Source organism: Thalassospiraceae bacterium LMO-JJ14 (genome assembly GCA_021555105.2).
Taxonomy (GTDB): Bacteria; Pseudomonadota; Alphaproteobacteria; order Rhodospirillales; family Casp-alpha2; genus UBA4479.
Genome location: CP134604.1, coordinates 1,757,200 through 1,778,913 on the forward strand (window position 1 = coordinate 1,757,200; position 21,714 = coordinate 1,778,913).

Genomic DNA, 21,714 nt, shown 5'->3' on the forward strand with positions numbered 1-21,714 from the left:
GGCTCCTGATCTAACGCGACGTCAAATCTCAGTTGACGCTCGGAATTTCAAAGACTTGGCCCGGATATATCAAATCCGGATCGATAATCCGACCCTTGTTCGCCTCGAATATCTGAGTATAGGAAAAACCCGAGCCGTATACACGTCTGGCAATACGCCACAATGAATTGCCGGGTTGTACCAGCACATAGGTGCCTTCGGCCATGGCCTTGAGATCCTCGGCACGCGAGAACGGATACTCGACACGGGCCAGGACCTTGCCTTGTGTGCCGATCTGGTCGGCCCGCAACGTATAAAGCCCCGGCGGGATGAGGTCTTCGGGGCGGGCGACCCACTGGCTGTCATCGCCGGCGGTCGTCCGGGCGATCAGATCGCCGTCCAGATAGAGCAGGACGCTCGCGCCCTTCGGTGCCGCGCCACCGACGATGACATGCCCCTTGGCATCGTAATCGATGGTGTCGATGGTCAGCGGAAATTGCGTGCGGTCCGTCGGCCCGGCCGGATTCTGGACGATCTTTGTCGGCGCGTTGGCGGCCTTCGGGAACTTCAGGACCATGGCGTTCTGTTGTTTCGGGGTGTCGGTCGCGGCATCTCTGGCCGGCACGGCAATGACCACATCTTCGCTCGACGCAATAACATTGCCGTTTTCAAGCACGGCCCTGAGCGTCAGATTGCGCGAGCCGGGGGACAGCGGTTCGGCGGGGATGAACACCCACTCGCCGCGCTCGTCGGCTGTCACTTTGCCGATCAGCGTATCGCCATCGAGAATCTGCACCTCGCTGCCCGGTGGCGCCTTGCCGGCGATGACCGTATCGCCCTCGGGATTGACGCGGATGACATCGAACGACGGCCCGTGCGGGGTAGGGGCTTCCGGTTCCGCGGCGGCCGTGCCGTCGGCCGGCTTTGCGGTGTCCTGGACGGTGGTTTCCGTGCCGTCTGCGGTGATTTCTTCCTGCCAGGCGAACTCGTTCAAACCGATCGCTGCTGCAATCGCGGCGAGGCCAAGAAGGACCAGCAGGATAGGTGTTTTAGACATTGCTATTTGATTGCCATATTTATGCCCTGCATAAAAGAAATAGATGCATTCGCCGCGATACCGGCCGTCAGGCGCTAACGCGAACTTGATTGGACGTTTCGGCTGTCGCGGGCGATTTTTTAACCACGACATTATGACTGATTGAGGGAATCCCATGTCAGAACACACCCCGGAACAAATCCAAGGCACTGAAAACGTAGGTTCTACGCCGGTCTATGTCTGGGACGTTCCGACCCGCATATTCCACTGGTCACTGCTGGCCGCCGTCGCGACATCCCTGATTTCATCGGAATTTGGCCCGATGTCGGTGCACCTGATTTCCGGGCATGTGGTCCTGGCATTGCTGATTTTTCGCCTGTGCTGGGGGTTTTTGGGCGGCCGGCACGCGCGATTCGCAAGTTTCGTCAAGGGGCCGGTCACGGTCCTTAAATATGCCTGCCGTCTGAAGTCGGGTGAAACGCCGGCGCATCTGGGCCATAACCCGATGGGCGGATGGTCGGTGCTGGCAATCATCACCGTGCTCGCCGTGCAGGCGACAAGCGGCCTGTACGCCAATGACGATATTCTGACCGAAGGGCCGCTGGCCGACACCGTCTCCAAATCAACCAGCGATTATCTGACGTATATCCATCACCTCAGCTCGAACGCGGTGTATGCGCTGATCGTGCTGCATCTGGCGGCGGTCGCGTTCTATACGTTCAAGGGGCACGGCATCATTCGTGCGATGATCGACGGGCGGACGCGTGACATACCGCCAACGAGCGCAGATGTGCCGGCCGCACGCGACGCCAGGGGATCGATAATCGCCGCGTTGGTCATCGCCGCCTTTGCCGCGGCCGCGGCGTACGCAATCAACGTGTATTGAACGGATAGGCCCTGCGGATGGCGGGGGATGATCCTGAACCGGCATGCGCGCAGGCAATAAGCTTCTGGCCGGTTGGTTTTATAGCGGTTGTGTGATCTGATTTTGCCCGCGCCATTTCTTGTGACAATAACGGAGACAGCGAATGTCGTTTGATCAAGCCAGCCTTGACGACCTCGCAACCAGATACACGGCAGCCTGGAATACGAGAGTTCCCGAGAACGTTGCGGCCTTTCACGCGCCCACAAGCCGGATCATCATCAACAATGGCGAACCATCCGAAGGACACGATGGGATTACCGAGATGGCGGCGGGTTTTCATGCCGCTGTGCCGGACCTGGCGCTCCAAAATGACGGTATCCGAGGCGCCGGGGACCATGTTGTCTACATGTGGACGTTTAAGGGGCATGACGCCAACACCGGACATCCGTTATGCGTCAGCGGCTGGGAGGAATGGGAACTCGACGGGGATATGAAGGTCGCTTCGGCGCGCGGTTGGTTCGATGCCGAGAATTACCAACGACAGATCGACGGTCTCTGACTCCAATCCCCGTGGCACTTGTCAGAACTTGCAGATCAGGTAACAAATATTGCAAAAATTGCGAATGCACGGTTTTGAATTACGTATTGTTTGCTCCCTTAAAAGTAGGTTGTACGGGTAATGACAGTAACTGCGGTCATTATTGATGATGAAGAATTGATGCGGCGGGTCGTTAGTGCCGGCCTGGAACAACTCGATGTATCAATCGTCGGCGAGACAGAAGACGGCCGGGCCGGGGTTGATCTTGTCCTCGAGTTGGAGCCGGACCTTGTTTTGCTCGACATCATCATGCCTGAATTAAACGGATATCTGGCCTTGGAAGAGATTATCGGGCGTGCTCATGACCCCTATGTCGTCATGATGACCGCCATAGCGGATGAAGAAGTTTCCAGGAATTGCAGACTGGCCGGCGCGCAGGACTATATCCTGAAATCAGCCCCAATGACCGAGACCGTTGAGCGTTTGAGCCGGCACGTTAAGTTTCTGAAATCCCGCAAGTAGCGCTTTATTCGACAGAGCCAATAGGTGCTCAGATGACAGCCTATGGCCACACCGTTCAGTTGTTTCCCCGGTAAAATACTATTTGCCTATACCTGCTTGCGCCGATACATCACCGGGCCTCGATCCGGGCGCCGTCCGTGACCTGATCGGATGGGTGCAGGATCACCCGTGCGCCCGCCTCAAGCCCCGATACCACCTCGGCATGCTCCGCATTGCGGGCGCCGAGTTCGACCGTCCGCAGGACCGCGCGGCCATCTTCCTCTGTGAACACGGACCAGGTGTCACCGGTGCGGAAGACCGCGCCGAGCGGTATCGCCAGCGACTCGATCTCATCCAGGACGATGGTCACGTCGACCCGGTATCCATGCCGAAGCCGGGCCCACGTGTCAGGCGCGCCGATGAGATCGAGCAGCACGTCGACCCGCTGTTCATCGATCCCGAGCGCCGAAACCTTGGTGTACCCGAACGGCTCAACCCGGCGCACTATGGCCTTCAGAGAAGAACCGCCCCAGCCGTCAATCACGGCGGGCATTCCGGCCAGCACCTTGACCGCGTCTTCCGAAAGCAGGTCGACGACGATTTGCAGGTCGCGCGGATCGCCGATTTCCAGTACCCCCGCGCCCGCCGGTAATGTGGTTTCGCTTTCCTCCAATATCTGCAGGATTTCGCCGTCAACCGGCGCCCGCAGGATCAAGCATTCGCAGTCGCTGAAACTGCGTTCCGTCGACGTCGGTGAAACCAGCCGCGCCTGGGCCACTTCAACCTCGTGCCGCCGTTGATCGAGACGCGCCTGTGCGGTCAACAGGTCCGCCACGGCGATACGGTTGGCGCGTTCGTCCTGATCCAGTTTCTGTTTGGCGATCGTGCCGTTGGCGAACAACTCGCGGCTACGCTCGACCTCGGCCGCGGTGAACGTCAAGTCCGCCTGTGCGCGTTTCAATTCCGCGGCGGCAAGGTTTTCGCTGGCGCGTGCCGCTTCCAGGGTGGCGCGCGCTTCGGTCTCGGTACGAACGTCAAGAAACACCGGCGCCGATGGTTCGATCCGCGCGATTTCGCTTTCGCCCGCGACGACGGCATCACCGACCTCGCCTTGAACCCTGAGCAGGCGGCCCGCGACGGGTGCGGAAACCCGGTACACTTCCTGCACTTCCGCCATGCCTTCGTCGGCGACGGTGATCCGGATTTTGTCTTCGCTAACGGTCGCGAAATCGACGGCAACCGGCTGCGGGCGGAAAGCGAACACCAGGGCAGCAACGACAAGAGCCGAGGCACTACCCCACAGGAAATACCGGACAAGATTTTTTTGCATGATCACTCTCGCGTTTTCAGAACTTCTATCATATCGAGTTTGTCGAGCCGCCGGCGTATCACCAATGCGCAGATTACCACCGTGCCCAATACGCCGACAGCCGCCAGCCCGGCGGTGGCATCGTGGACAACCAACGGCACGCGGAACAGCTCGGTTGAGAACTTTTCGGCGATATATTCGGATAAAAGATATCCGCATCCGACACCGACCGGCAGGGCGGCGAACGTCAGGATGCCCGTCTCGCCCAGCAGGATGTAGGAGATCTCCGCCCGGTTGAACCCGAGAACCCGCAACGTCGCCAGCTCTCGGCTGCGTTCCGCGAGCGCAATGCGCAATGTGTTGTAGATGACGCCGAATGCCAGCGAACACGAAAACAGGGTATAGAAACCGATGAACACCATGATGTTCTTTTCGATGGTGTCGCGGAAAATGGTTATACCGGACTCGCGGAAACTAACGGCGCTCAGGCGCGGTGTTTCCTTTAGTGCGCTCAGGAATGCGGCGCGTTCGGCTGCGTCGACCCGAACGTGAATCCAGTTTACCTGGCGGCTCTCCAGCAACAAACGGCTCAGGGCGTCGAGATGCATGTAAATCGGCGTATCGATATACGCCTCAAAGGTCTCGGCGACACGTAATTCGCGTATCGGACGGCGCCCTTCGAGAAGTTCGAGCCGGATCCAGTCGCCTTTGCCGACGCCCAGAACCCCGGCCATGCTGGTCGAGAGGACGACGCCGTTTTCCGGCAACGCGAGCGCGCCGCGTGTCACGTCGTGGATCGGCGCCAGACGTGCCGCTTCGGTGATGCCGATGACGCCATGACGGCGCGAGATGTGCCCGGCGTGTATCTTGGCTGAAACGACCCGTTGCCCCTCGACGGCCATGACGCCCGGTAGTGCGGCGACGTCGTGCAGTACCCGCAACGGTCCCGGCTCGAGCAGCGAGATCGTCGCGTCCTGATGACTGGCGCGGAAGAAATAGTCCTCGATCATTTCGTTAATCGCGTCGTCCCATTGTAAGGCCAGCAATAATACTGAAAGCGATAACGCGATCCCGAACATCGACAGAGCTGCACCGATCGGCCAGCGTCCGAGGCGGCGCAGTACCATCCGGGTCGGCTCATCCAGGGCGTCGGCGATACGTGTCCGTGCCAACCAGCTCTTTCTATAGATCGGCGGTGCCGGCGGTCGCATCGCTTCGGCGGGCGGCAACGAAGCCGCGGCACGCACCGCACGCAGACTGCCGACGACGGCGGTCCCGATGCTGACGAGGAAGGAAATCGCATAGCTTTGCGGACTGGGGCGATAGATGAGAAACGGGAACTGATAGTTCTCGCCGTACATCGCCAGCATGATTTGACCGAACCAGCTGCCGATGACGATGCCGATGGCTATGCCGAGGCAGGCGATGACCAGCACCATTTTGATGTAATGCCAGGCCACTGCGCGGTCGCTGTAACCGAATGCCTTGAACAGGCCGATTTCTTCGCGCTCCGTGGCGATCAGCCGGGTCATGATCATGTTGGTCAGGAACGCGGCGATGGCCAGGAAGATCGTCGGCAGAATCACGGCCATGGTGTCCGCCTGATCGATTTCATTCTGGACGAACCGGTTCGACAACTGCCGGTCCCTGGGAAAGGCTCCGGCGGATCCGTACTTGGCGAGCAACGTATCCAGGCGGGCAACGACACGGTCCGGTTCAACGCTGCGGTTCAATGACAGCGAAATGTCGTTGAAGGCCCCTTCCATGTCGAACGCACCGGCGAGTGCATCGCGGTTCATCCAAATCACGCCGAACCGTTTATCGTCCGGCATGATCGCGCCTGGGGCGATGACATAGATGAACTCAGGCGCGAGCGAATGTCCGACCACCGTCACCTTACGCTGCCGCCCGTTCAGCAGGATCGAAATTTTTGCACCGAGATTGAGGCCGTGTGCAGCGGCGAAGCGCTCGCCCAGCACAGCCTCGTCGACGCGGCCGGGGTGCGGTGGGCGCCCGGCGCTGAGCGCGATACGGTTGAGCAACGGGACGCCATCGTCAGGCAGGCTGACAATGCGTGCGGTGGCGGGCTCGGCAAATCCCGCGATATCGACGGTGGCGATATCGACGATGCGGGACTCCGCCTGTTTGACGCCCGGGATGTTGGCGATATCCACGACAAGAGTTTCCGGCGCGCGCTTGACCGACGCGAACACGTCGGCGAAGCGATAGCGCTCGTAATAGGCGTCGGTCGTTTCCCGCAGGGCCTCACCCGATGTCAGCGCGGTAATCAGTAACGCTACGCCGGATGCGATCACCATGGCGATGGCGATCACCTGGGCCCGCAACCGCCAGAGATCGCGCAGCAGCTTCTTGTCGATGGCGGAAAGGGCGTTCACCACGCCATCTCGCGCGCGAGGCGTTTGTTGGTATTGGTTTCGGTTCGGGCGATCTCACCATCGGCAAAATAAAAGACCCGGTCGGCCATCCCGGAAATCACGGCGTTGTGGGTGATAATGGCGGTGTTGGTGCCGAGTTCGGCGTTCACCCGTTCCAGGGCATCGAGCACGAGAAGACCGGTGGTACTGTCCAACGCCCCCGTCGGCTCGTCACACAGCAAGATGTCGGGCCGCTTGGCGATGGCGCGGGCGATGGCGACGCGCTGTTGTTCGCCGCCCGAGAGTTGCGCCGGGAAATGGTCCTGACGCTCCGCCAGGCCGACCAGGGCCAAAGCGTCTTCGGGTGCCATTGGATCGCGGGCGATTTCCGTGACCAAGGCCACGTTCTCGCGCGCGGTGAGGCTCGGGATCAGGTTGTAGAACTGGAACACGAACCCGACATGCTCGCGCCGGTATCGGGTTAGTTCACGCTCCGTCGCGCCGCTGATGGCGTGGTCGCGAAATACCACGGTACCGCCGCTCGGCGTATCCAGCCCGCCGATAATATTCAGAAACGTCGATTTGCCGCTGCCGGACGGCCCCAGCAGGACGACCAGTTCCCCCTCGTACAAATCCAGACTGACGTCGTGCAACGCATCGACACGGACTTCGCCCATGACGTAGATCTTGCTCAAATCCCGGACGCACAACGCTGAACGCGTCGGTGCCTCCGGCTGTGGCTGCCCGGCAGACGGCATTTCTATCCTTTCGCGCACAACGGTGGGTGGCGATTTTCCTTAATATCAATCGCAGAATACGATCCATTGGTATCGCCGACGTTGACTCAGATCAACTCCGCTTGGCGCAGCTTTACCTCGTATTTGCAGCGAAGCCCCCTCGCGATAGCGGGCGAGCCGTGTTGCTTCGGGATATGCGGGATGTCTCAGGATATGCGGGATGTCAGGCGGACATTACCCGCAACGTCTCTGAACGCACGCCCGTCGAGCATGGTTCAGAGACGTTCGGAAGGTGCGCGGGATTATTTCTTTTCGCGGAAGTTGTCGTGGCACGTCTTGCAGGCGTTCTTGCCGAGCGCGCCGAGCTGCGCACCGATCGCACCCTTGTCGCCGGACTGCGCCGCTGCGGCCAGTTTGTCGGCCTCGGCGATAAACGCCATGGTGACTTTCTTGAAGTCTTCAGGCTTTTCCCAGACAGCCATCAGGGCTTCCGTCTTGCCGTCCATGGCACTCGATTCCTTGGGGAATGCGCCTGCGGTGGCTTTGGCAAGACCGGCCATTGCCGTGGCATGCGTGCCAAGGTCCTTCATGTCGCCGGCCTGGCCTTTGACGATCAGCGACATTGCCTTCATGTGACCGCCGACGGCCTTCATGACAGACTTGCGGTATGTAATGTCATCCTCGCTGGCAGAGGCGATACCTGCGCTTGTGACAAGCACGCCAGCGGCAAGGATGGAAAACAGGGCTTTCTTCATCGTCATTCAAAATCACTCCAATTCCCTCGGCATGGTCATTCGGCTGGAAGCCCGGTGCCGATTGGGGTAAATATGGCCTCCAGCAACAGACAATATAGCCGTTTGGTGCGCATTCCACGTATCACACTATTGTGAACGTTATCAGCAGGCGAAGCGAAAGGCACTATGAGCTTTCCATCGAGCATTGCCGTTTTTTGCGGCTCCAAGGCCGGACACGATCCGATGCAGATCGAAACCGCGCGGAACCTTGGCCGGGAAATGGCCGGGCGCGGGATTGAATTGATTTACGGCGGCGGGCGTGTCGGACTGATGGGAGCCGTCGCGGATTCCGTGCAGGAAGCAGGCGGCGCCGTCACCGGCATTATTCCCGATTTCCTGATGCAGCGCGAAGTCGGTAACACCAAGGTCGACACCCTTGAAGTGACCGACAGCATGCACAGCCGCAAGCGGCGCATGTTCGATCTGGCCGACGCCTTTATCTCGCTCGCGGGCGGTCTCGGCACGCTCGACGAAACCATCGAGATCATCACCTGGAAGCAGCTGAAACTGCACGACAAGCCGGTCATCGTCATCAGCGTCGGCGGGTATTGGGACTTCCTGAAGACGACCACGGCGCATTTCACCGATGCCGGTTATGCCTATGCCAGCGATGCCGACCTGTTCCATGTCGTCGACAGCGTCGACGCCGCGTTCGAGGTCCTGAAGCATGCGGCCCCGTCCACACCCGGCGCTTCGAGCGAAAGACTGTGACGATGGCCATTCCGATGATCGACCTGTCACGCATGGACGAGGCCGGAGCGGCCCGGGCCATCGATGCGGCGTGCCGGGAAGCGGGATTTTTCCATGTCGCCGGTCACGGCATCGACCCGATGCTGACGGCCGGGATGTTCGATGTCATGCAGGCGTTTTTCGAGCAGCCGCTTGATTTCAAGCAGCGCTATCACATCCGCTTTTCGCATCCGCATCAGCGCGGCTATGTCCCAGTGTTCGAGGAAAACCTCGGCGAGGATGCGGCCACCGACTTCAAGGAAAGCTTCGATCTCGGCGTCGATCTTGCGCCCGATCATCCGGACGTCATGGCCGGTAAGCCGTTCCAGGCGCCCAACGTCTGGCCCGACATGGCGGCGTTCCGGGCCACGGTCTCGGCCTACCATGCCGAGATGCTGCGGCTTGGCGACAGGCTTGTGAAGTTGACGGCGCTGGGCCTCGGGCTGGAGCGGCATTTTTTCGATCCGGCGATGGCCGATCCGGTGGCCAATCTCAGGCTGTTGCATTACCCGCCGCGCGTCCCGGACGCGGATGTCGTCGGTTGCGGCGCACATACGGATTACGGCTTTCTGACCATCCTCGCGCAGGACGGCGTCGGCGGCCTGCAGGTCGAAGGCGAGGGCGGTGCATGGATCGATATACCACCGCTGGCCGACGCCTTCGTCGTCAACCTGGGCGATCTTCTGACGCGTTGGACGGCGGGGCTGTACCGGGCGCGCCGCCACAAGGTCACAGGCGCCGGGGTGCGGGACCGCTATTCGATCCCGTTTTTCCTCGACCCCAACGTGGATGCGATGATTGAAACGGTGCCGACGTGCCGCGGGCTGTCCGGTGCCGACGCCGCACCGGTATCGGCCGGGGCCTTCCTGCAGAGCCGTTTCGACGACACCTTCAATTACCGTGAAAAGACGCCCGCGCACCTTGCCAGCAACTGACCTGCACCGTATGTTGCGGCGCAGCAAAGTCGTGCGCGAAGTGGTCACGGCGCAGCGCCCCGGCGTCAGCTCAGGAGAACACCATCATGTCGAAGATTGAGGTCAAAAATCCGATTGTCGAACTCGACGGCGACGAGATGACGCGGATCATCTGGGAATTCATCAAGGACAAGCTGATCCTGCCGTATCTCAAGGTGGATCTGAAATATTATGACCTGAGCATACAGAAACGCGACGAGACCGACGACCAGATCACCATCGATTCCGCGAACGCCATCAAGCAGTACGGCGTCGGCGTCAAATGCGCGACGATCACGCCGGACGAACAGCGCGTCGAGGAATTCGGCCTGAAACAGATGTGGCGTTCGCCGAACGGCACCATCCGCAACATCCTCGGCGGCACCGTGTTTCGCCAGCCGATCATCTGCAGGAACGTGCCGCGCCTGGTGCCGGGCTGGACCAAGCCGGTGGTCATCGGCCGCCATGCCTTCGGCGATCAGTACCGCGCCACCGATTTCCTGTTCCCGGGGGCCGGCAAGCTGACCATGAAGTTCGAACCCGCCGACGGCAGCGAGGCGATCGAGCGCGAAGTGTTCGACGCGCCCAGTGCCGGGGTCGCGATGGGGATGTACAATCTGGACGAAAGCATCATCGGCTTTGCGCGGGCGTGTCTGAACTACGGTCTCAGCGTCGGCTGGCCGGTGTATCTGTCGACCAAGAACACGATTCTCAAGGCCTATGACGGCCGCTTCAAGGACCTGTTCGAGGAAGTCTACCAGTCGGAATTCAAGGACGCCTTCGAGAAAGCCGGGATCACCTATCAGCACCGCCTGATCGACGACATGGTGGCTTGCGCCATGAAGTGGGAAGGCGGCTATGTCTGGGCCTGCAAGAACTATGACGGTGACGTGCAGTCCGACACCGTGGCGCAGGGCTTCGGCTCGCTTGGGCTGATGACGTCGGTTTTGCTGACGCCGGACGGCAAGACGGTCGAGGCCGAGGCCGCGCACGGCACCGTGACGCGCCACTATCGCCAGCATCAGCAGGGCAAGGAAACCTCGACCAACCCGATCGCCTCGATCTTTGCGTGGACCCGCGCACTGGCCTATCGCGGCAAGTTCGACGCCACGCCCGAAGTGACGCAGTTCGCCGAAACCCTGGAAAAAGTCTGCATCGACACCGTCGAGAGCGGTTTCATGACCAAGGACCTGGCGCTGCTGGTCGGCCCCGAACAGGGCTGGATGACGACGCAGTCGTTCCTCGCCAAGATCGACGACAATCTGAAAGCGGCGATGGACCGAGGCTGAGGGTTCATGCTTCGAGACGGCCTGACGGCCTCCTCAGCATGAGGTGCTTGTCTATTCCTCATCCTGAGGAGCGGCGCAGCCGCGTCTCGAAGGATGCGTATGGATGCTGAATCACGTTCAGCATGACGGTTATTGGTTGGTTTCTGCTTCGCCGCTCCCGCGCATCTGCTAGAATGCTTTTCTCAAGTGGAGGAAGACCAATGCGCGCCTTTTTTCTCCTGCTGCTGACATTGTTGATTCTGAACGCCGTCCCGGCCAACGGGCGGGCGGCGGAGATGGACGCCTACATCGCCGAGGCCGAGAAAGTCCTGCAGCGCCTGCGCGGCGAAATGATGCAGGAAATGGTCAACGCGCAGCAGCACGGGCCGGCGGCGGCGATCGACGTCTGCCGCCACCTGGCGCCGGAAATTAATTCAAAGATCGAACAGGAGACCGGCTGGACGCTGCGGCGCACCGGATTGCGGGTGCGCAACGCTGCGAATGCGCCGAACGATGATGAAAAGTCGCTGATGCAGGCTTTCGAGCTCAAGGCCATGGCTGGGCAGCCGCCGCAACTGCTGCGCACGGCGCGGATCATCGAACAGGATGGCGAAAAGGTCTTTCACCTGATGCAGGCGGTGCCGATGCTCGACACCTGCCAAGGCTGCCATGGCTCGAACATCGATCCGGAAACGCAGAAGCGCATTCTTGAGCTGTACCCGGACGACGACGCCAGCGGTTATGCACTCGGCGATATCCGCGGCGCGTTTTCGCTCTACAAGCCCGTGGACGCCTTCGATACAGCCCTGGCGGCGCCGGTGACGCTGGCGTCGCTCGGCTACAAACCGACCCGCGATCCCGCCGCCAGGGGGGATGCGACCGTCGGCGAAGGCCTTTACGAACGCTACTGCGAGAGCTGCCATGCGCCGGCCGATCTGGCGCGCCATGTCTTTCCCGACCCGGAAAAGAAACCCGACGCCGAAGTGTGCCGGTTTCTCGGCACCCACGGCATGACCAAGGGACAGGAAGACTGTGACGTCACGGCGTACCTCAAGGATATCGCCCGCTTCCTCGCCGCGCACGGGCGCTGACGGGAGAGAACAAGCGGCTCCGTTTCGCGCCCCCTCTCCCGGCGCGCTGCCGCGCGCCACCCTCTCCCCAGGGAGAGGGCTGTTTGTGCGTGAGTCCCCTCTCCCTTGGGAGAGGGACAGAGAGAGGGGGCGTGCGGCGAGGGGCGTTGGCCTTCCGCAAAACTTCCGCCAAGATGTCCCCGTCAAAACACAACATCATCAGGGGAGAGACGTTCATGTCGGGCAGGCTCGAAGGTAAGGTCGCGATCATCACGGGGGCCGGATGCGTTGGGCCGGGGTGGGGCAACGGGCGCGCGGAATGCGTTCGTTTTTCGCAAGAGGGCGCCAAGATTTTCGCCGTCGACCTGACCGCCGAGCCGATGGCGGAAACGCTGGCGCGCGTCGCCGACGTCGGCGGCGAGATCGAAACGCACCTCTGCGACGTCACCGACAAGGCTCAGGTCGACGCCATGGTCGACGCCTGCATCGCGCGCTTCGGGCGCGTCGATATCCTGATCAACAATGTCGGCGGCTCGGCGCGCGGCGGCCCGGTCGAAATGGACGAGGAAACCTGGGACAACCAGATGTCGTTCAACCTGAAATCCGTTTATCTGTGCTGCAAGGCGGTGCTGCCGCATATGGAAGAACAGGGGTCCGGCGTGATCATCAACACCGGCTCGTCGGCGGGGCTGCGCTGGACAGGCGTGCCGCAGTCGGCCTATGCGGCGGCCAAGGCGGGGATCATCCATTTTTCCAAGGTTCTGGCCGTACAGTACGCGCCCAAGGGCATCCGCGTCTGCACCGTCGTGCCGGGGCAGATGCACACGCCGATGGTCGCGGCACGCCTCGCCGGGCAGCATGCCGGCGGCGACGTCGAGGGGCTTTTGAAGAAGCGTCAGGCGCGCATTCCCTTGGGCTTCATGGGCGACGGGCGCGACATCGCCAACGCCGCGCTGTTCCTGTGTTCCGACGAGGCGCGCTTCATCACCGCGACCGAGCTTGTCGTCGATGGGGGCATGACGGCCCGGTGCGACTAGGGCTCTTAAAAACCCCCCTCACCTAACCTCTCCCCCTTGAAGGGGGAGAGGGATGAGTGATGGTATCCGATCCGAGAGTCCCTCTCCCCTGCGATAGCGGGGGAGAGGACAGGTGAGGGGGCTTTCCGCAGACCTTGCCAAACGCCCGGCTGGGTAAGATTATGCGCCGAATTTTCAATATGAGGGTGACGAGACATGTCCGAACACGCCGATATCATTTACACGCAAGTCGACGAAGCGCCTGAACTGGCGAGCGCGTCTTTCCTTCCGATCATCCGCGCCTTTGCCAAGCCGGCCGGAATCACCGTCGGGACCAAGGATATCTCGCTTGCCGGACGTATTCTGGCGCAGTTCCCGGACCTTCTCGCGGACGGCCAGAAGCAGTCGGACGATCTGGCCGAGCTGGGCGAACTGGTCAAGACGCCGGGCGCCAACGTCATCAAGCTGCCCAACGTTTCGGCCTCCATGCCGCAGCTTAAAGCGGCCATTGCCGAGTTGCAGGAACAGGGCTATGCGGTCCCCGATTATCCGGACGATCCGAAAACCGACGCCGAAACCGCGATCCGCGCCAAGTACGACAACGTCAAGGGCAGTGCCGTGAACCCGGTGCTGCGCGAAGGCAACTCCGACCGCCGCGCACCCAAGGCGGTCAAGGAATTCGCCAAGAAGCACCCGCATTCCATGGGCGCGTGGCTCCCAACGTCGAAGACCCATGTCGCGGCGATGAGCGGCGGCGATTTCTACGCCAATGAAAAATCCGTCACGCTGACGGCCGCGCAGGCCGGTAACGGCAAGATCGAATTCGTTGCGAAGGACGGTACGGTGACGGTTCTCAAGGCGCCGGTCACGCTGACCGACGGCATGGTCGTCGACGGCACGTTCATGAGCACCGCCGCGCTGCGCACGTTCCTTGCCGAACAGATCGCCGACGCCAAGGCCAAGGGCGTGCTGTTCTCGATCCACCTCAAGGCGACGATGATGAAGGTCTCGGACCCGATCATCTTCGGCTACGCGGTCAGCGAGTACTTCAAGGACGTGTTCGACAAGCACGCCGCCACGTTCGCCGAGCTGGGCGTCGATCCGAACAACGGTTTCGGCGATGTGGTCGCGAAGATCCAGAACCTCGATGCCGCCAAGCGCGCTGAAATCGAAGCCGATATCGACGCCTGCATGGCCGCTCAGCCGGACATGTACATGGTCAACTCGGACAAGGGCATTACCAACCTGCATGTACCGAGCGATGTGATCATCGATGCCTCGATGCCGGCGCTGATCCGTGCCGGCGGCAAGGGCTGGGGACCGGACAACAAGGAACACGACACCAAGTGCGTGATCCCGGACCGCAGCTATGCAACGGTGTACGACGAAGCCGTCAATTTCTGCATTGAGAACGGCGCCTTCGATCCGTCGACAATGGGCACGGTGCAGAACGTCGGCCTGATGGCGCAGAAGGCGGAAGAGTACGGCTCGCACCCGCAGACGTTCCAGGCCCCGGCCGACGGTATCATCCGCGTCGTCGACGGCGCCGGCAACACGATCATCGAACATACCGTCGCCAAGGGCGATATCTGGCGCATGTGCATGACCAGGGACGCGCCGATCCGCGACTGGGTCAAGCTCGCCGTGACGCGTGCACGCGCCAGCGGCATGCCGGCGGTCTTCTGGCTCGACAAGAACCGCGCCCACGACGCCGAACTGATCAAGAAGGTCGAAGCCTACCTGCCGGAACACGATACCTCCGGCCTCGATATCCAGACCCTCGCACCCCGCGAAGCGACGCGGTTCTCGATGGCGCGGATGAAAAAGGGCGAAGACACGATTTCCGTGACCGGCAACGTGCTCCGCGACTACCTGACTGATCTGTTCCCGATCCTCGAAGTCGGCACCAGCGCCAAGATGCTCTCCATCGTGCCGCTGATGAACGGCGGCGGCCTGTTCGAGACCGGCGCCGGCGGCTCGGCGCCGAAACACGTGCAGCAACTGGTCGAACAAGGCCATCTGCGCTGGGACAGCCTGGGCGAGTTCTGTGCGCTGGCGGCGTCGCTCGAGCATCTGGCCAACGTCACCGGTAATGCCAAGGCGAACGTTCTGGCACAGACGCTGGACACGGCGACCGGCAAACTGCTGGATGAAAACAAATCGCCGGGCCGGAAAGTCGGCCAGATCGACAACCGCGGCAGTCACTTCTATGTCGCCATGTACTGGGCCGAGGCACTGGCCGCGCAGGACGACGACGCCGAACTGAAGGCGTATTTCGCGCCCCTGGCCGAAAAGCTGCGCGAGAACGAAGAAAAAATCATCGCTGAAATCGCCGCCAGCGAAGGCAGCCCCGTCGATCTCGGCGGGTATTACCATCAAGATCAGGCAAAGCGCATAGCCGCGATGCGCCCGAGCGCCACGCTCAACAGCCTGATCGGCTGAGCATTCAAAGGTCCCCTCTCCCGGCACGTTTCACACGCCCCCTCTCCCCGGGGAGGGTGAAAGGGAGAGGGGCTTGTGTCTGTTTCTGAAGGCTGCCGAACACTGCATTTGCAGCTCGAAGCAATATAACCGTATCCTGTCGTCATCAGGGCGTGTGGGGATATGGTGAATTACGCATCGCAGATAGCTGAATTGGGCGCAACGGCGAAGCACATCGCGTTCTGTGAATTTATAGATGCGAACCTTAACGGCGCTGCGATGCCGGATTACAAGTCGCTGGATCTCATGAAGATCCCGCATCTGGTGCCGAATATATGGGTTCTCGACGCGCGGGAGGGCGGAGGCAAGGAGTTGAAATTCCTGTTTACAGGCACTGTGATCGATCGTCATTTCGGCCGCAACATGATGGGTGGGTATCTAGCCAAAAATTATGCCGGGAATTATGCGAAGGAAGTCTATGCCGCCTACTGTTCGGTGTTTGCCGATAAGAAGCCGGTCTATACGGAACGTTCCGACTATTACCCGGACGTCGAGCCTGAGGTCGAACGCCGGATCAAGGTTATTCTTCTCCCATGTTCGAGCAATGGTGAAATCGTCGATTTTGCCATCGGTCTGACGACCTTTGAAAAAACAGACAGAAACGTCCTTGGCGAGCTTATAATCGCTGAGCTGTCCGTCACGACCCCTTGAACCCGCGCCCCTTGCCGATGGCCTTTTCGCCGAATTTGTCGCGCACCGCATCGATGGCGTCGGCGACCCGGACCCGCTTTGGGCGGTCGGGATCGGCAAGGTCGGGCTGGTCCGCATCGTCGCCGGGAAGCAGCCGTTCCGCGCCGACACCGATCAGGCGGTACAGTTTCTTGCCGTCGGCCTCGCCCGCCAGCATCGCCTCGGCGGCCTTGTAGATTTCATCTGCGAGCTTGGTCGGGCCGGACAGTTTGCGCGACCGCGTGATGCTTTTGAAGTCGGCGCTCTTGAGCTTCAGTTGTACGCCGTCGCAGGCGTATCCGGCGCGGCCCAGCCGGCGGGCGACTTTTTCCGATAACGTCCACAGGCTGACACGCAGGGCTTCCGTGTCGGCGACATCGTCCTCGAACGTGGTTTCCGCGGAAATCGACTTGGTGATGCTTTCCGGATCGACGTTTCTGACGTCTTTGGCTTCCGAAAACCGCTTCAGACGCGTGCCGATGGCCCCGTACCGGGCGACCAGTTCGCTTTCCTCATAGCGCGCGAGGTCGCCGATTTTGCCGATGCCGTCGCGTTCCAGCTTTGCCCTGAGCGCCTTGCCGACCCCCCACAGGATGCCGACCGGCTTTTCGGCCAGGAACGAGACCGCTTCGGCACGGCCGATGGCGGCGAAACCGCGCGGTTTGTCCATGTCCGACGAGAGCTTGGCCAGAAACTTGTTGAAACTGAGTCCGACCGAGACGTTGATGCCGACCTCGTCCTCAATTCGTTTGGCGAGCCGGACCAGGGTTTCGGCCGGCGAACCGTGGTGCAGTTTTCGTGTCCCGCTCAGATCGAGAAAGGCCTCGTCGATGGAAATCGGCTCGACCAGGGGGGTGACGCTCTGCATCATTTCGCGCACCTGATGGCCGACAACGCGGTATTTTTCCATGTTCGGGCGGATCACCACGGCGTCGGGACAGGCCTTGAGCGCCTTGAACATCGGCATCGCCGAACGGATGCCGTAAATCCGCGCGATATAGCAGCACGCCGAGACGACACCGCGCCGGCCGCCGCCGACAATCACCGGCTTGCCGCGGATGTCCGGGTTGTCGCGCTTTTCGACAGAGGCATAGAAGGCATCGCAATCGATGTGCGCGATCTCGAGATCGAGCAATTCCGGATGCGTGAAGAATCGGCTGCTTCCGCATTCAGGGCAATTGTCGGCAGGTGCGACTTTGAATACCCGTGCGCAATCCCGGCACACCGCGCTCATCAACGGTTGCCCATAGGTGCATCGCCCGACGCATTATAATTGCTGCAGATACGGCTCATGGATACTATGATATCAAAGAGTTATGGGGAGTGTGCACGAAGTTTAATGGCTGACACAGCAACACTTGTCGAGGAAGAGCCGAGCGAGCTTCACCAGGCGACAATGCAAAACCGTCAACTGGAGCAGACCGTCTTTGCGTTACGCGAGGAACTTGAACGGCTGCAGGTTGAAAAAGAGCAGGCGGTACAGGAAGCGGTTTCCAATTCGGTCGATGAGATCAAACAGTTAAAGGAAACGGCACAGGCGCTTCGCGACGAACTTGAAGCGCACCGGATTGCCGCCGAGGCCAAGGTTCAGGAAGCGGTCGTCGGGTCGGCCAGCGAGATCAAGCAACTGAAGGCCGCGGCGCAGGCGTTGCGCGACGAGCTGGAGCGGTTACAGATTGAAAAGGCGGATGCGGTTCAGGACATTGTGCGCGAAACGACGGATGAAATCCGCCAGTTGAAGGAGACTGCGGCTTCGTTGCGTGAGGAGCTTGAAACGATGCGCTTCGATAACATCGAGCAACTGCAGGAACAGGAACGGATCTCGCGCGATGAACTGGGACAACTGCAGCAGACGGTTGTTGAAATGCGAAACGAGCTGGAGGCGTTAAAGGGTGGCAAGTAACATCCGGGTCAGGGCAGGTGCACGGCGCGCGCAGGGGCGCGGCGGCACTGCTGCGCGTGCCAAGGTGCCGGGCAACGAAAGCGCCCAGGCGGGTGGCGACGCCGAAGAGGTGAAAGCCGCCGTTCCGGCAAGGAAGAACCCGCCGGTCCCGCCGTCGCAGCGCAGAAAAGCCGCCAAGGAAAATGCCCGAGCCAACGATGCGGATTTCGACGACCCCGAGGATATCGAAGTCCCCGGCGGGCGCGAAGGCCGCATCAGCCGCATGGACAAGCTGCGCCAGGCCGACCGCAAGCTGAAACAGGCGGAAATGCTTTTGAACGTGTCGCGCCGTGTCGCGGCGATCGAAAGCCTGGACGAAGTCCTGGAAACCATGGTCGAGATGACGACCTGGGAGCTGCAGGCCGAACGCGGCACCCTGTTCCTCAACGACCCGGTCACGGACGAGCTTTATTCGCGTTTTGCGCAAGGCAACTTCCAGCGTGAAATCCGCATTCTGAATAACAGCGGTATCGCCGGCGCCGTGTTCCAGTCGGGCCAGGGACTGATCATTCTCGATGCGTACTCGGACGATCGCTTCAACCGGACGGTCGATGAGCAGACCGGCTTCAAGACGCACTCGATCCTTTGTGCCCCGGTGAAGACCGTCAAAGGCGACCTTATCGGTGTGATTCAGGTTCTGAACAAGAAGAAGGGCGAGTTCACCGAAGAGGACCTCGAACTTCTCGAGGCGATGACGACACAGGCTTCCGTCGCGCTGCAATCGACGCAGTTCGTCGAGAAGATGAAGAAGTCGCGCGAACAGGAACTTGAATTCCTCGACATCGTCACCGACGTGACGTCCGATCTGGAGCTGGGTTCGCTGCTGGCCAAGGTCATGAGCGAAGCGACGCGGATGCTCAGTGCCGACCGCGGCACGTTGTTCATCAACGACGAAAAAACCAACGAACTGTTTTCACGCGTTGCCATGGGCGACAGCATCGGCGAAATCCGCCTGCCGAATACGGCCGGGATCGCGGGCGCCGTGTTCTCGTCGGCGAAGTCGGTGAACATTCCCTATGCCTATGCCGATCTTCGCTTCAATCCCAGCTTCGACAAGCAGACAGGCTATTTCACCCGCTCGATCCTGTGTATCCCCGTCACCAACAAGGACGGCAAGGTTATCGGCGTCACGCAGGTGCTGAACAAGCGTGGCGGCCCGTTTACCGAGGAGGATGAAGCGCGGCTCAAGGCATTTACCTCACAGATCGCCATCGCGCTGGAAAACGCCAAGCTCTTCGAAGACGTTCAGAATATGAAGAACTATAACGAGAGCATGCTGGAATCGATGACCAACGGCGTCGTGACGCTGGACGATGACGGCAAGATCGTGACCTGCAACGCCGCCGGGCTGCGTATTCTGCGGGCCAAGGCCGGCGATATTATCGACAAAAAAGCGGAAGAGTTTTTCATCGAGGAAAACGCCTGGCTCAACGATCAGGCCAAGGAAGTCGACGAAAGCGGCGAGGGCGACATCAAGATGGATGCCGAACTGGTTGTCGGCGACGAAGAGGAAAAAGACAAAATCTCCGTCAACGTCACCTGCCTGCCGTTGTTGAGCCCCGAGCAGAAGAAGCTCGGCGTGATGTATATGCTGGAAGACATCTCGTCCGAGAAGCGCATGAAGTCGACGATGTCGCGCTACATGGATCCGGGCCTCGCCGATCAGCTGATGGCCGGCGGGGACGATGCCTTGGGCGGTCGTGCGATCACGGCGACGGTACTGTTCTCGGATGTGCGGGGCTTCACGACGCTCACCGAATCCCTCGGCCCGCAAGGCACGGTGCAGATGCTGAACGAGTATTTCACCATCATGGTCGAATGTATCTCCCGCGAGGGCGGCATGCTCGACAAGTTCATCGGCGATGCCATTATGGCCGGCTTCGGCGTGCCGATTCCGCGCGACGATGACGAAGACCGGGCCGTGCGCGCCGGTATCGCCATGATCAGCGAACTGTGGGAATGGAACAAGGAACGCGTCGCCAAGGGTGAAATGCCGATCGACATGGGACTTGGCCTGAATACCGACAACGTGGTGACCGGGAACATCGGTTCGCCGAAGCGCATGGACTACACGATGATCGGCGACGGCGTGAACCTGGCGGCGCGACTCGAATCGGCCTGCAAGCAGTACGCGGCGCGCATCCTGATCAGTGACCTGACCTACAAAAAGCTCAAGGGGACGTATCGGATTCGCGACATCGACCGGGTTATCGTCAAGGGCAAGACCAAGCCGGTCGAAATCCTGGAAGTGCTCGACTATCATACCGAAGAGACGTTTCCCAACCTGATGGAGGTCGTGAACAACTTCAAGGGTGCCCGTGGCCATTACAACAAGGGCGACTGGGACAAATCGATGGCGTTGTTTCGCGAGTGCCTGAAGGCAAATCCCAATGATAAACTGGCGCAGATCTACATCGATCGTTGCGAGGCGCTGAAGGCGGATCCGCCAAAAGACTGGGATGGCGTCTTCGTTATGACGTCAAAATAACCTCCGATGAGGTTTTTTCCAAAAACACACTTTTAAGTCGCGGTCATATATGAAATCTTTCTCCTAGGTAAATCTCGGAGAAGTTGAATGAACGCGCGAATGCTAACGCGAAATATCATGATCGCCAAACGGCGGACGACGGTACGGCTGGAAGCTGCCGTGTGGGATGCGCTCGATGAGATTTGCAGCAATGAAGGCGTTACGCGTCACGAACTGTGTACGCGGATCGATCAGGTGCGCGGCGAGGCAAATCGCGCACAGGCGGTAAGGGCGACCGTCGTCAATTATTTCCGGCTGTCGCAGAAACCGTCATTCAAAACCCGGATGATCGATCAGGCACTGCTGGGTGTGGATAATCAAAACGCTTAGGCATCCGGTGATGCCTCATCCTCATCACCTACATAGAATTTCGGCCAGCGCCTTTTAACGATCGGGCTGGTCGCGGCAAGGGTGTGGCAGGTGTCCAGCGTGGCCGGCCGTATGCTGTCGCCGACGTCATCGCCGCGCTCCCGGCGCGCCGGAATGACCGCCTGATACGCGGTCACCGGAAGAGGCCCAAGCACAAGATCGGAAATATGCGTGCAGCCATGTGTGCGGCCCAGACGCGCAACCACGTTCTTGCGCCAGCCACGCCCGATCTTCAGTCCGACAAGTTTCTCGTAATCAGGTGCAATATCGCCGCACATGTTGAATGGCGCGGCGTCGGTTACGGCTTCGGCGGCATGCACCACCATCTCGTCGTCAATGGTCAGACGGACCCGCATCTGATGCACGGCTTCGCCGGCCGCGACCCCGTCACGGTCCTGATTTTCAAAGGAATAGGACTTGGTATCCGTTATGACCCCCTCAACATCCCACAGGCCGTCGTCACGCTGATAGGCATCGCAGCGGATTTCACGGGTGTGCATGTGTTTGCGGGGGCTGGCCTTGGAAAGCGGCATGCTGATCACTCCTGTCGTTTGAT

The 21,714-nt window shown here is 60.5% G+C and carries 20 protein-coding genes; 13 read left to right on the top strand and 7 right to left on the bottom strand.

What is annotated here, in order from left to right:
• Positions 1-28: 28 nt before the first annotated feature.
• Positions 29-1,036 (bottom strand): LysM peptidoglycan-binding domain-containing protein, encoded by a 1,008-nt coding sequence (locus L2D14_08430; GenBank protein ID WNK01447.1) that lies wholly within the window; start codon positions 1,034-1,036, stop codon positions 29-31.
• Between the two features lie 154 nt (positions 1,037-1,190).
• Here L2D14_08430 and L2D14_08435 point away from each other — a divergent pair, with 154 nt between their 5' ends.
• The 3 genes from L2D14_08435 (at position 1,191) to L2D14_08445 (ending at position 2,940) form a co-directional block, all read left to right on the top strand.
• Entirely contained in the window at positions 1,191-1,901 is a 711-nt protein-coding gene (locus tag L2D14_08435) for a cytochrome b/b6 domain-containing protein (protein ID WNK01448.1), read from the top strand.
• A gap of 142 nt (positions 1,902-2,043) precedes the next feature.
• Complete coding sequence (locus L2D14_08440; protein WNK01449.1) at positions 2,044-2,439, top strand: nuclear transport factor 2 family protein; 396 nt, start codon at positions 2,044-2,046, stop codon at positions 2,437-2,439.
• A gap of 120 nt (positions 2,440-2,559) precedes the next feature.
• The gene (locus L2D14_08445) at positions 2,560-2,940 is read left to right on the top strand and encodes a response regulator transcription factor (protein WNK01450.1); all 381 of its coding nucleotides are present in this window, start codon (positions 2,560-2,562) and stop codon (positions 2,938-2,940) included.
• A 109-nt stretch (positions 2,941-3,049) separates the two neighbouring features.
• Here the strand turns inward: L2D14_08445 and L2D14_08450 are convergent, their stop codons facing one another.
• From L2D14_08450 to L2D14_08465, 4 genes are all read right to left on the bottom strand, one after another.
• A complete protein-coding gene (locus L2D14_08450) occupies positions 3,050-4,249 on the bottom strand; it encodes an HlyD family efflux transporter periplasmic adaptor subunit (GenBank protein ID WNK01451.1) in 1,200 nt (399 codons plus the stop codon).
• Between the two features lie 2 nt (positions 4,250-4,251).
• Entirely contained in the window at positions 4,252-6,624 is a 2,373-nt protein-coding gene (locus L2D14_08455; GenBank protein WNK01452.1) for an FtsX-like permease family protein, read from the bottom strand.
• Entirely contained in the window at positions 6,621-7,298 is a 678-nt protein-coding gene (locus L2D14_08460) for an ABC transporter ATP-binding protein (GenBank protein ID WNK01453.1), read from the bottom strand. Before L2D14_08460 ends, L2D14_08455 begins: the two co-directional genes overlap by 4 nt.
• Positions 7,299-7,642: 344 nt before the next feature.
• Positions 7,643-8,101, bottom strand: coding sequence for a cytochrome c (locus tag L2D14_08465; protein ID WNK01454.1), 459 nt, complete (start codon positions 8,099-8,101; stop codon positions 7,643-7,645).
• Between the two features lie 159 nt (positions 8,102-8,260).
• Here L2D14_08465 and L2D14_08470 point away from each other — a divergent pair, with 159 nt between their 5' ends.
• The 7 genes from L2D14_08470 to L2D14_08500 all read left to right on the top strand — a co-directional run bounded on the left by L2D14_08470 (position 8,261) and on the right by L2D14_08500 (position 16,302).
• The gene (locus L2D14_08470; protein WNK01455.1) at positions 8,261-8,845 is read left to right on the top strand and encodes a TIGR00730 family Rossman fold protein; all 585 of its coding nucleotides are present in this window, start codon (positions 8,261-8,263) and stop codon (positions 8,843-8,845) included.
• 2 nt (positions 8,846-8,847) lie between these two features.
• Positions 8,848-9,798 (top strand): 2-oxoglutarate and iron-dependent oxygenase domain-containing protein, encoded by a 951-nt coding sequence (locus L2D14_08475; GenBank protein WNK01456.1) that lies wholly within the window; start codon positions 8,848-8,850, stop codon positions 9,796-9,798.
• Positions 9,799-9,884: 86 nt separating this feature from the next.
• Positions 9,885-11,105, top strand: coding sequence for an NADP-dependent isocitrate dehydrogenase (locus tag L2D14_08480; protein WNK01457.1), 1,221 nt, complete (start codon positions 9,885-9,887; stop codon positions 11,103-11,105).
• 200 nt (positions 11,106-11,305) lie between these two features.
• On the top strand, positions 11,306-12,175 hold the full coding sequence (locus L2D14_08485) for a DUF3365 domain-containing protein (GenBank protein WNK01458.1): 870 nt from the start codon (positions 11,306-11,308) through the stop codon (positions 12,173-12,175).
• A 215-nt stretch (positions 12,176-12,390) separates the two neighbouring features.
• Positions 12,391-13,191, top strand: coding sequence for an SDR family oxidoreductase (locus tag L2D14_08490; GenBank protein ID WNK01459.1), 801 nt, complete (start codon positions 12,391-12,393; stop codon positions 13,189-13,191).
• A 195-nt stretch (positions 13,192-13,386) separates the two neighbouring features.
• Complete coding sequence (locus L2D14_08495; GenBank protein ID WNK01460.1) at positions 13,387-15,612, top strand: NADP-dependent isocitrate dehydrogenase; 2,226 nt, start codon at positions 13,387-13,389, stop codon at positions 15,610-15,612.
• 162 nt (positions 15,613-15,774) lie between these two features.
• A complete protein-coding gene (locus L2D14_08500) occupies positions 15,775-16,302 on the top strand; it encodes a hypothetical protein (protein ID WNK01461.1) in 528 nt (175 codons plus the stop codon).
• Here the strand turns inward: L2D14_08500 and L2D14_08505 are convergent.
• Complete coding sequence (locus tag L2D14_08505) at positions 16,289-17,554, bottom strand: DNA polymerase IV (protein WNK01462.1); 1,266 nt, start codon at positions 17,552-17,554, stop codon at positions 16,289-16,291. The two genes, L2D14_08500 and L2D14_08505, sit on opposite strands and share 14 nt — an antisense overlap.
• A gap of 105 nt (positions 17,555-17,659) precedes the next feature.
• Here L2D14_08505 and L2D14_08510 point away from each other — a divergent pair, with 105 nt between their 5' ends.
• The 3 genes from L2D14_08510 (at position 17,660) to L2D14_08520 (ending at position 21,119) form a co-directional block, all read left to right on the top strand.
• Entirely contained in the window at positions 17,660-18,223 is a 564-nt protein-coding gene (locus L2D14_08510; protein ID WNK01463.1) for a hypothetical protein, read from the top strand.
• A complete protein-coding gene (locus L2D14_08515; GenBank protein ID WNK01464.1) occupies positions 18,213-20,750 on the top strand; it encodes a GAF domain-containing protein in 2,538 nt (845 codons plus the stop codon). Before L2D14_08510 ends, L2D14_08515 begins: the two co-directional genes overlap by 11 nt.
• 87 nt (positions 20,751-20,837) lie before the next feature.
• Complete coding sequence (locus L2D14_08520; protein ID WNK01465.1) at positions 20,838-21,119, top strand: ribbon-helix-helix domain-containing protein; 282 nt, start codon at positions 20,838-20,840, stop codon at positions 21,117-21,119.
• Here L2D14_08520 and L2D14_08525 read toward each other — a convergent pair.
• The gene (locus L2D14_08525; protein WNK01466.1) at positions 21,116-21,691 is read right to left on the bottom strand and encodes a DUF2889 domain-containing protein; all 576 of its coding nucleotides are present in this window, start codon (positions 21,689-21,691) and stop codon (positions 21,116-21,118) included. The two genes, L2D14_08520 and L2D14_08525, sit on opposite strands and share 4 nt — an antisense overlap.
• Between the last annotated feature and the right edge of the window lie 23 nt (positions 21,692-21,714).

What these genes read in the sequence shown, in the direction of transcription:
- L2D14_08445 (WNK01450.1), top strand. Translation starts at nt 2,560, where the DNA reads ATGACAGTAACTGCGGTCATTATTGATGATGAAGAATTGATGCGGCGG.
- L2D14_08430 (WNK01447.1), bottom strand. Translation starts at nt 1,036, where the DNA reads ATGTCTAAAACACCTATCCTGCTGGTCCTTCTTGGCCTCGCCGCGATT.
- L2D14_08495 (WNK01460.1), top strand. Translation starts at nt 13,387, where the DNA reads ATGTCCGAACACGCCGATATCATTTACACGCAAGTCGACGAAGCGCCT.
- L2D14_08485 (WNK01458.1), top strand. Translation starts at nt 11,306, where the DNA reads ATGCGCGCCTTTTTTCTCCTGCTGCTGACATTGTTGATTCTGAACGCC.
- L2D14_08525 (WNK01466.1), bottom strand. Translation starts at nt 21,691, where the DNA reads ATGCCGCTTTCCAAGGCCAGCCCCCGCAAACACATGCACACCCGTGAA.
- L2D14_08500 (WNK01461.1), top strand. Translation starts at nt 15,775, where the DNA reads ATGGTGAATTACGCATCGCAGATAGCTGAATTGGGCGCAACGGCGAAG.
- L2D14_08490 (WNK01459.1), top strand. Translation starts at nt 12,391, where the DNA reads ATGTCGGGCAGGCTCGAAGGTAAGGTCGCGATCATCACGGGGGCCGGA.
- L2D14_08510 (WNK01463.1), top strand. Translation starts at nt 17,660, where the DNA reads ATGGCTGACACAGCAACACTTGTCGAGGAAGAGCCGAGCGAGCTTCAC.
- L2D14_08470 (WNK01455.1), top strand. Translation starts at nt 8,261, where the DNA reads ATGAGCTTTCCATCGAGCATTGCCGTTTTTTGCGGCTCCAAGGCCGGA.
- L2D14_08435 (WNK01448.1), top strand. Translation starts at nt 1,191, where the DNA reads ATGTCAGAACACACCCCGGAACAAATCCAAGGCACTGAAAACGTAGGT.
- L2D14_08465 (WNK01454.1), bottom strand. Translation starts at nt 8,101, where the DNA reads ATGACGATGAAGAAAGCCCTGTTTTCCATCCTTGCCGCTGGCGTGCTT.
- L2D14_08480 (WNK01457.1), top strand. Translation starts at nt 9,885, where the DNA reads ATGTCGAAGATTGAGGTCAAAAATCCGATTGTCGAACTCGACGGCGAC.
- L2D14_08450 (WNK01451.1), bottom strand. Translation starts at nt 4,249, where the DNA reads ATGCAAAAAAATCTTGTCCGGTATTTCCTGTGGGGTAGTGCCTCGGCT.
- L2D14_08475 (WNK01456.1), top strand. Translation starts at nt 8,848, where the DNA reads ATGGCCATTCCGATGATCGACCTGTCACGCATGGACGAGGCCGGAGCG.
- L2D14_08505 (WNK01462.1), bottom strand. Translation starts at nt 17,554, where the DNA reads ATGAGCGCGGTGTGCCGGGATTGCGCACGGGTATTCAAAGTCGCACCT.
- L2D14_08440 (WNK01449.1), top strand. Translation starts at nt 2,044, where the DNA reads ATGTCGTTTGATCAAGCCAGCCTTGACGACCTCGCAACCAGATACACG.
- L2D14_08520 (WNK01465.1), top strand. Translation starts at nt 20,838, where the DNA reads ATGAACGCGCGAATGCTAACGCGAAATATCATGATCGCCAAACGGCGG.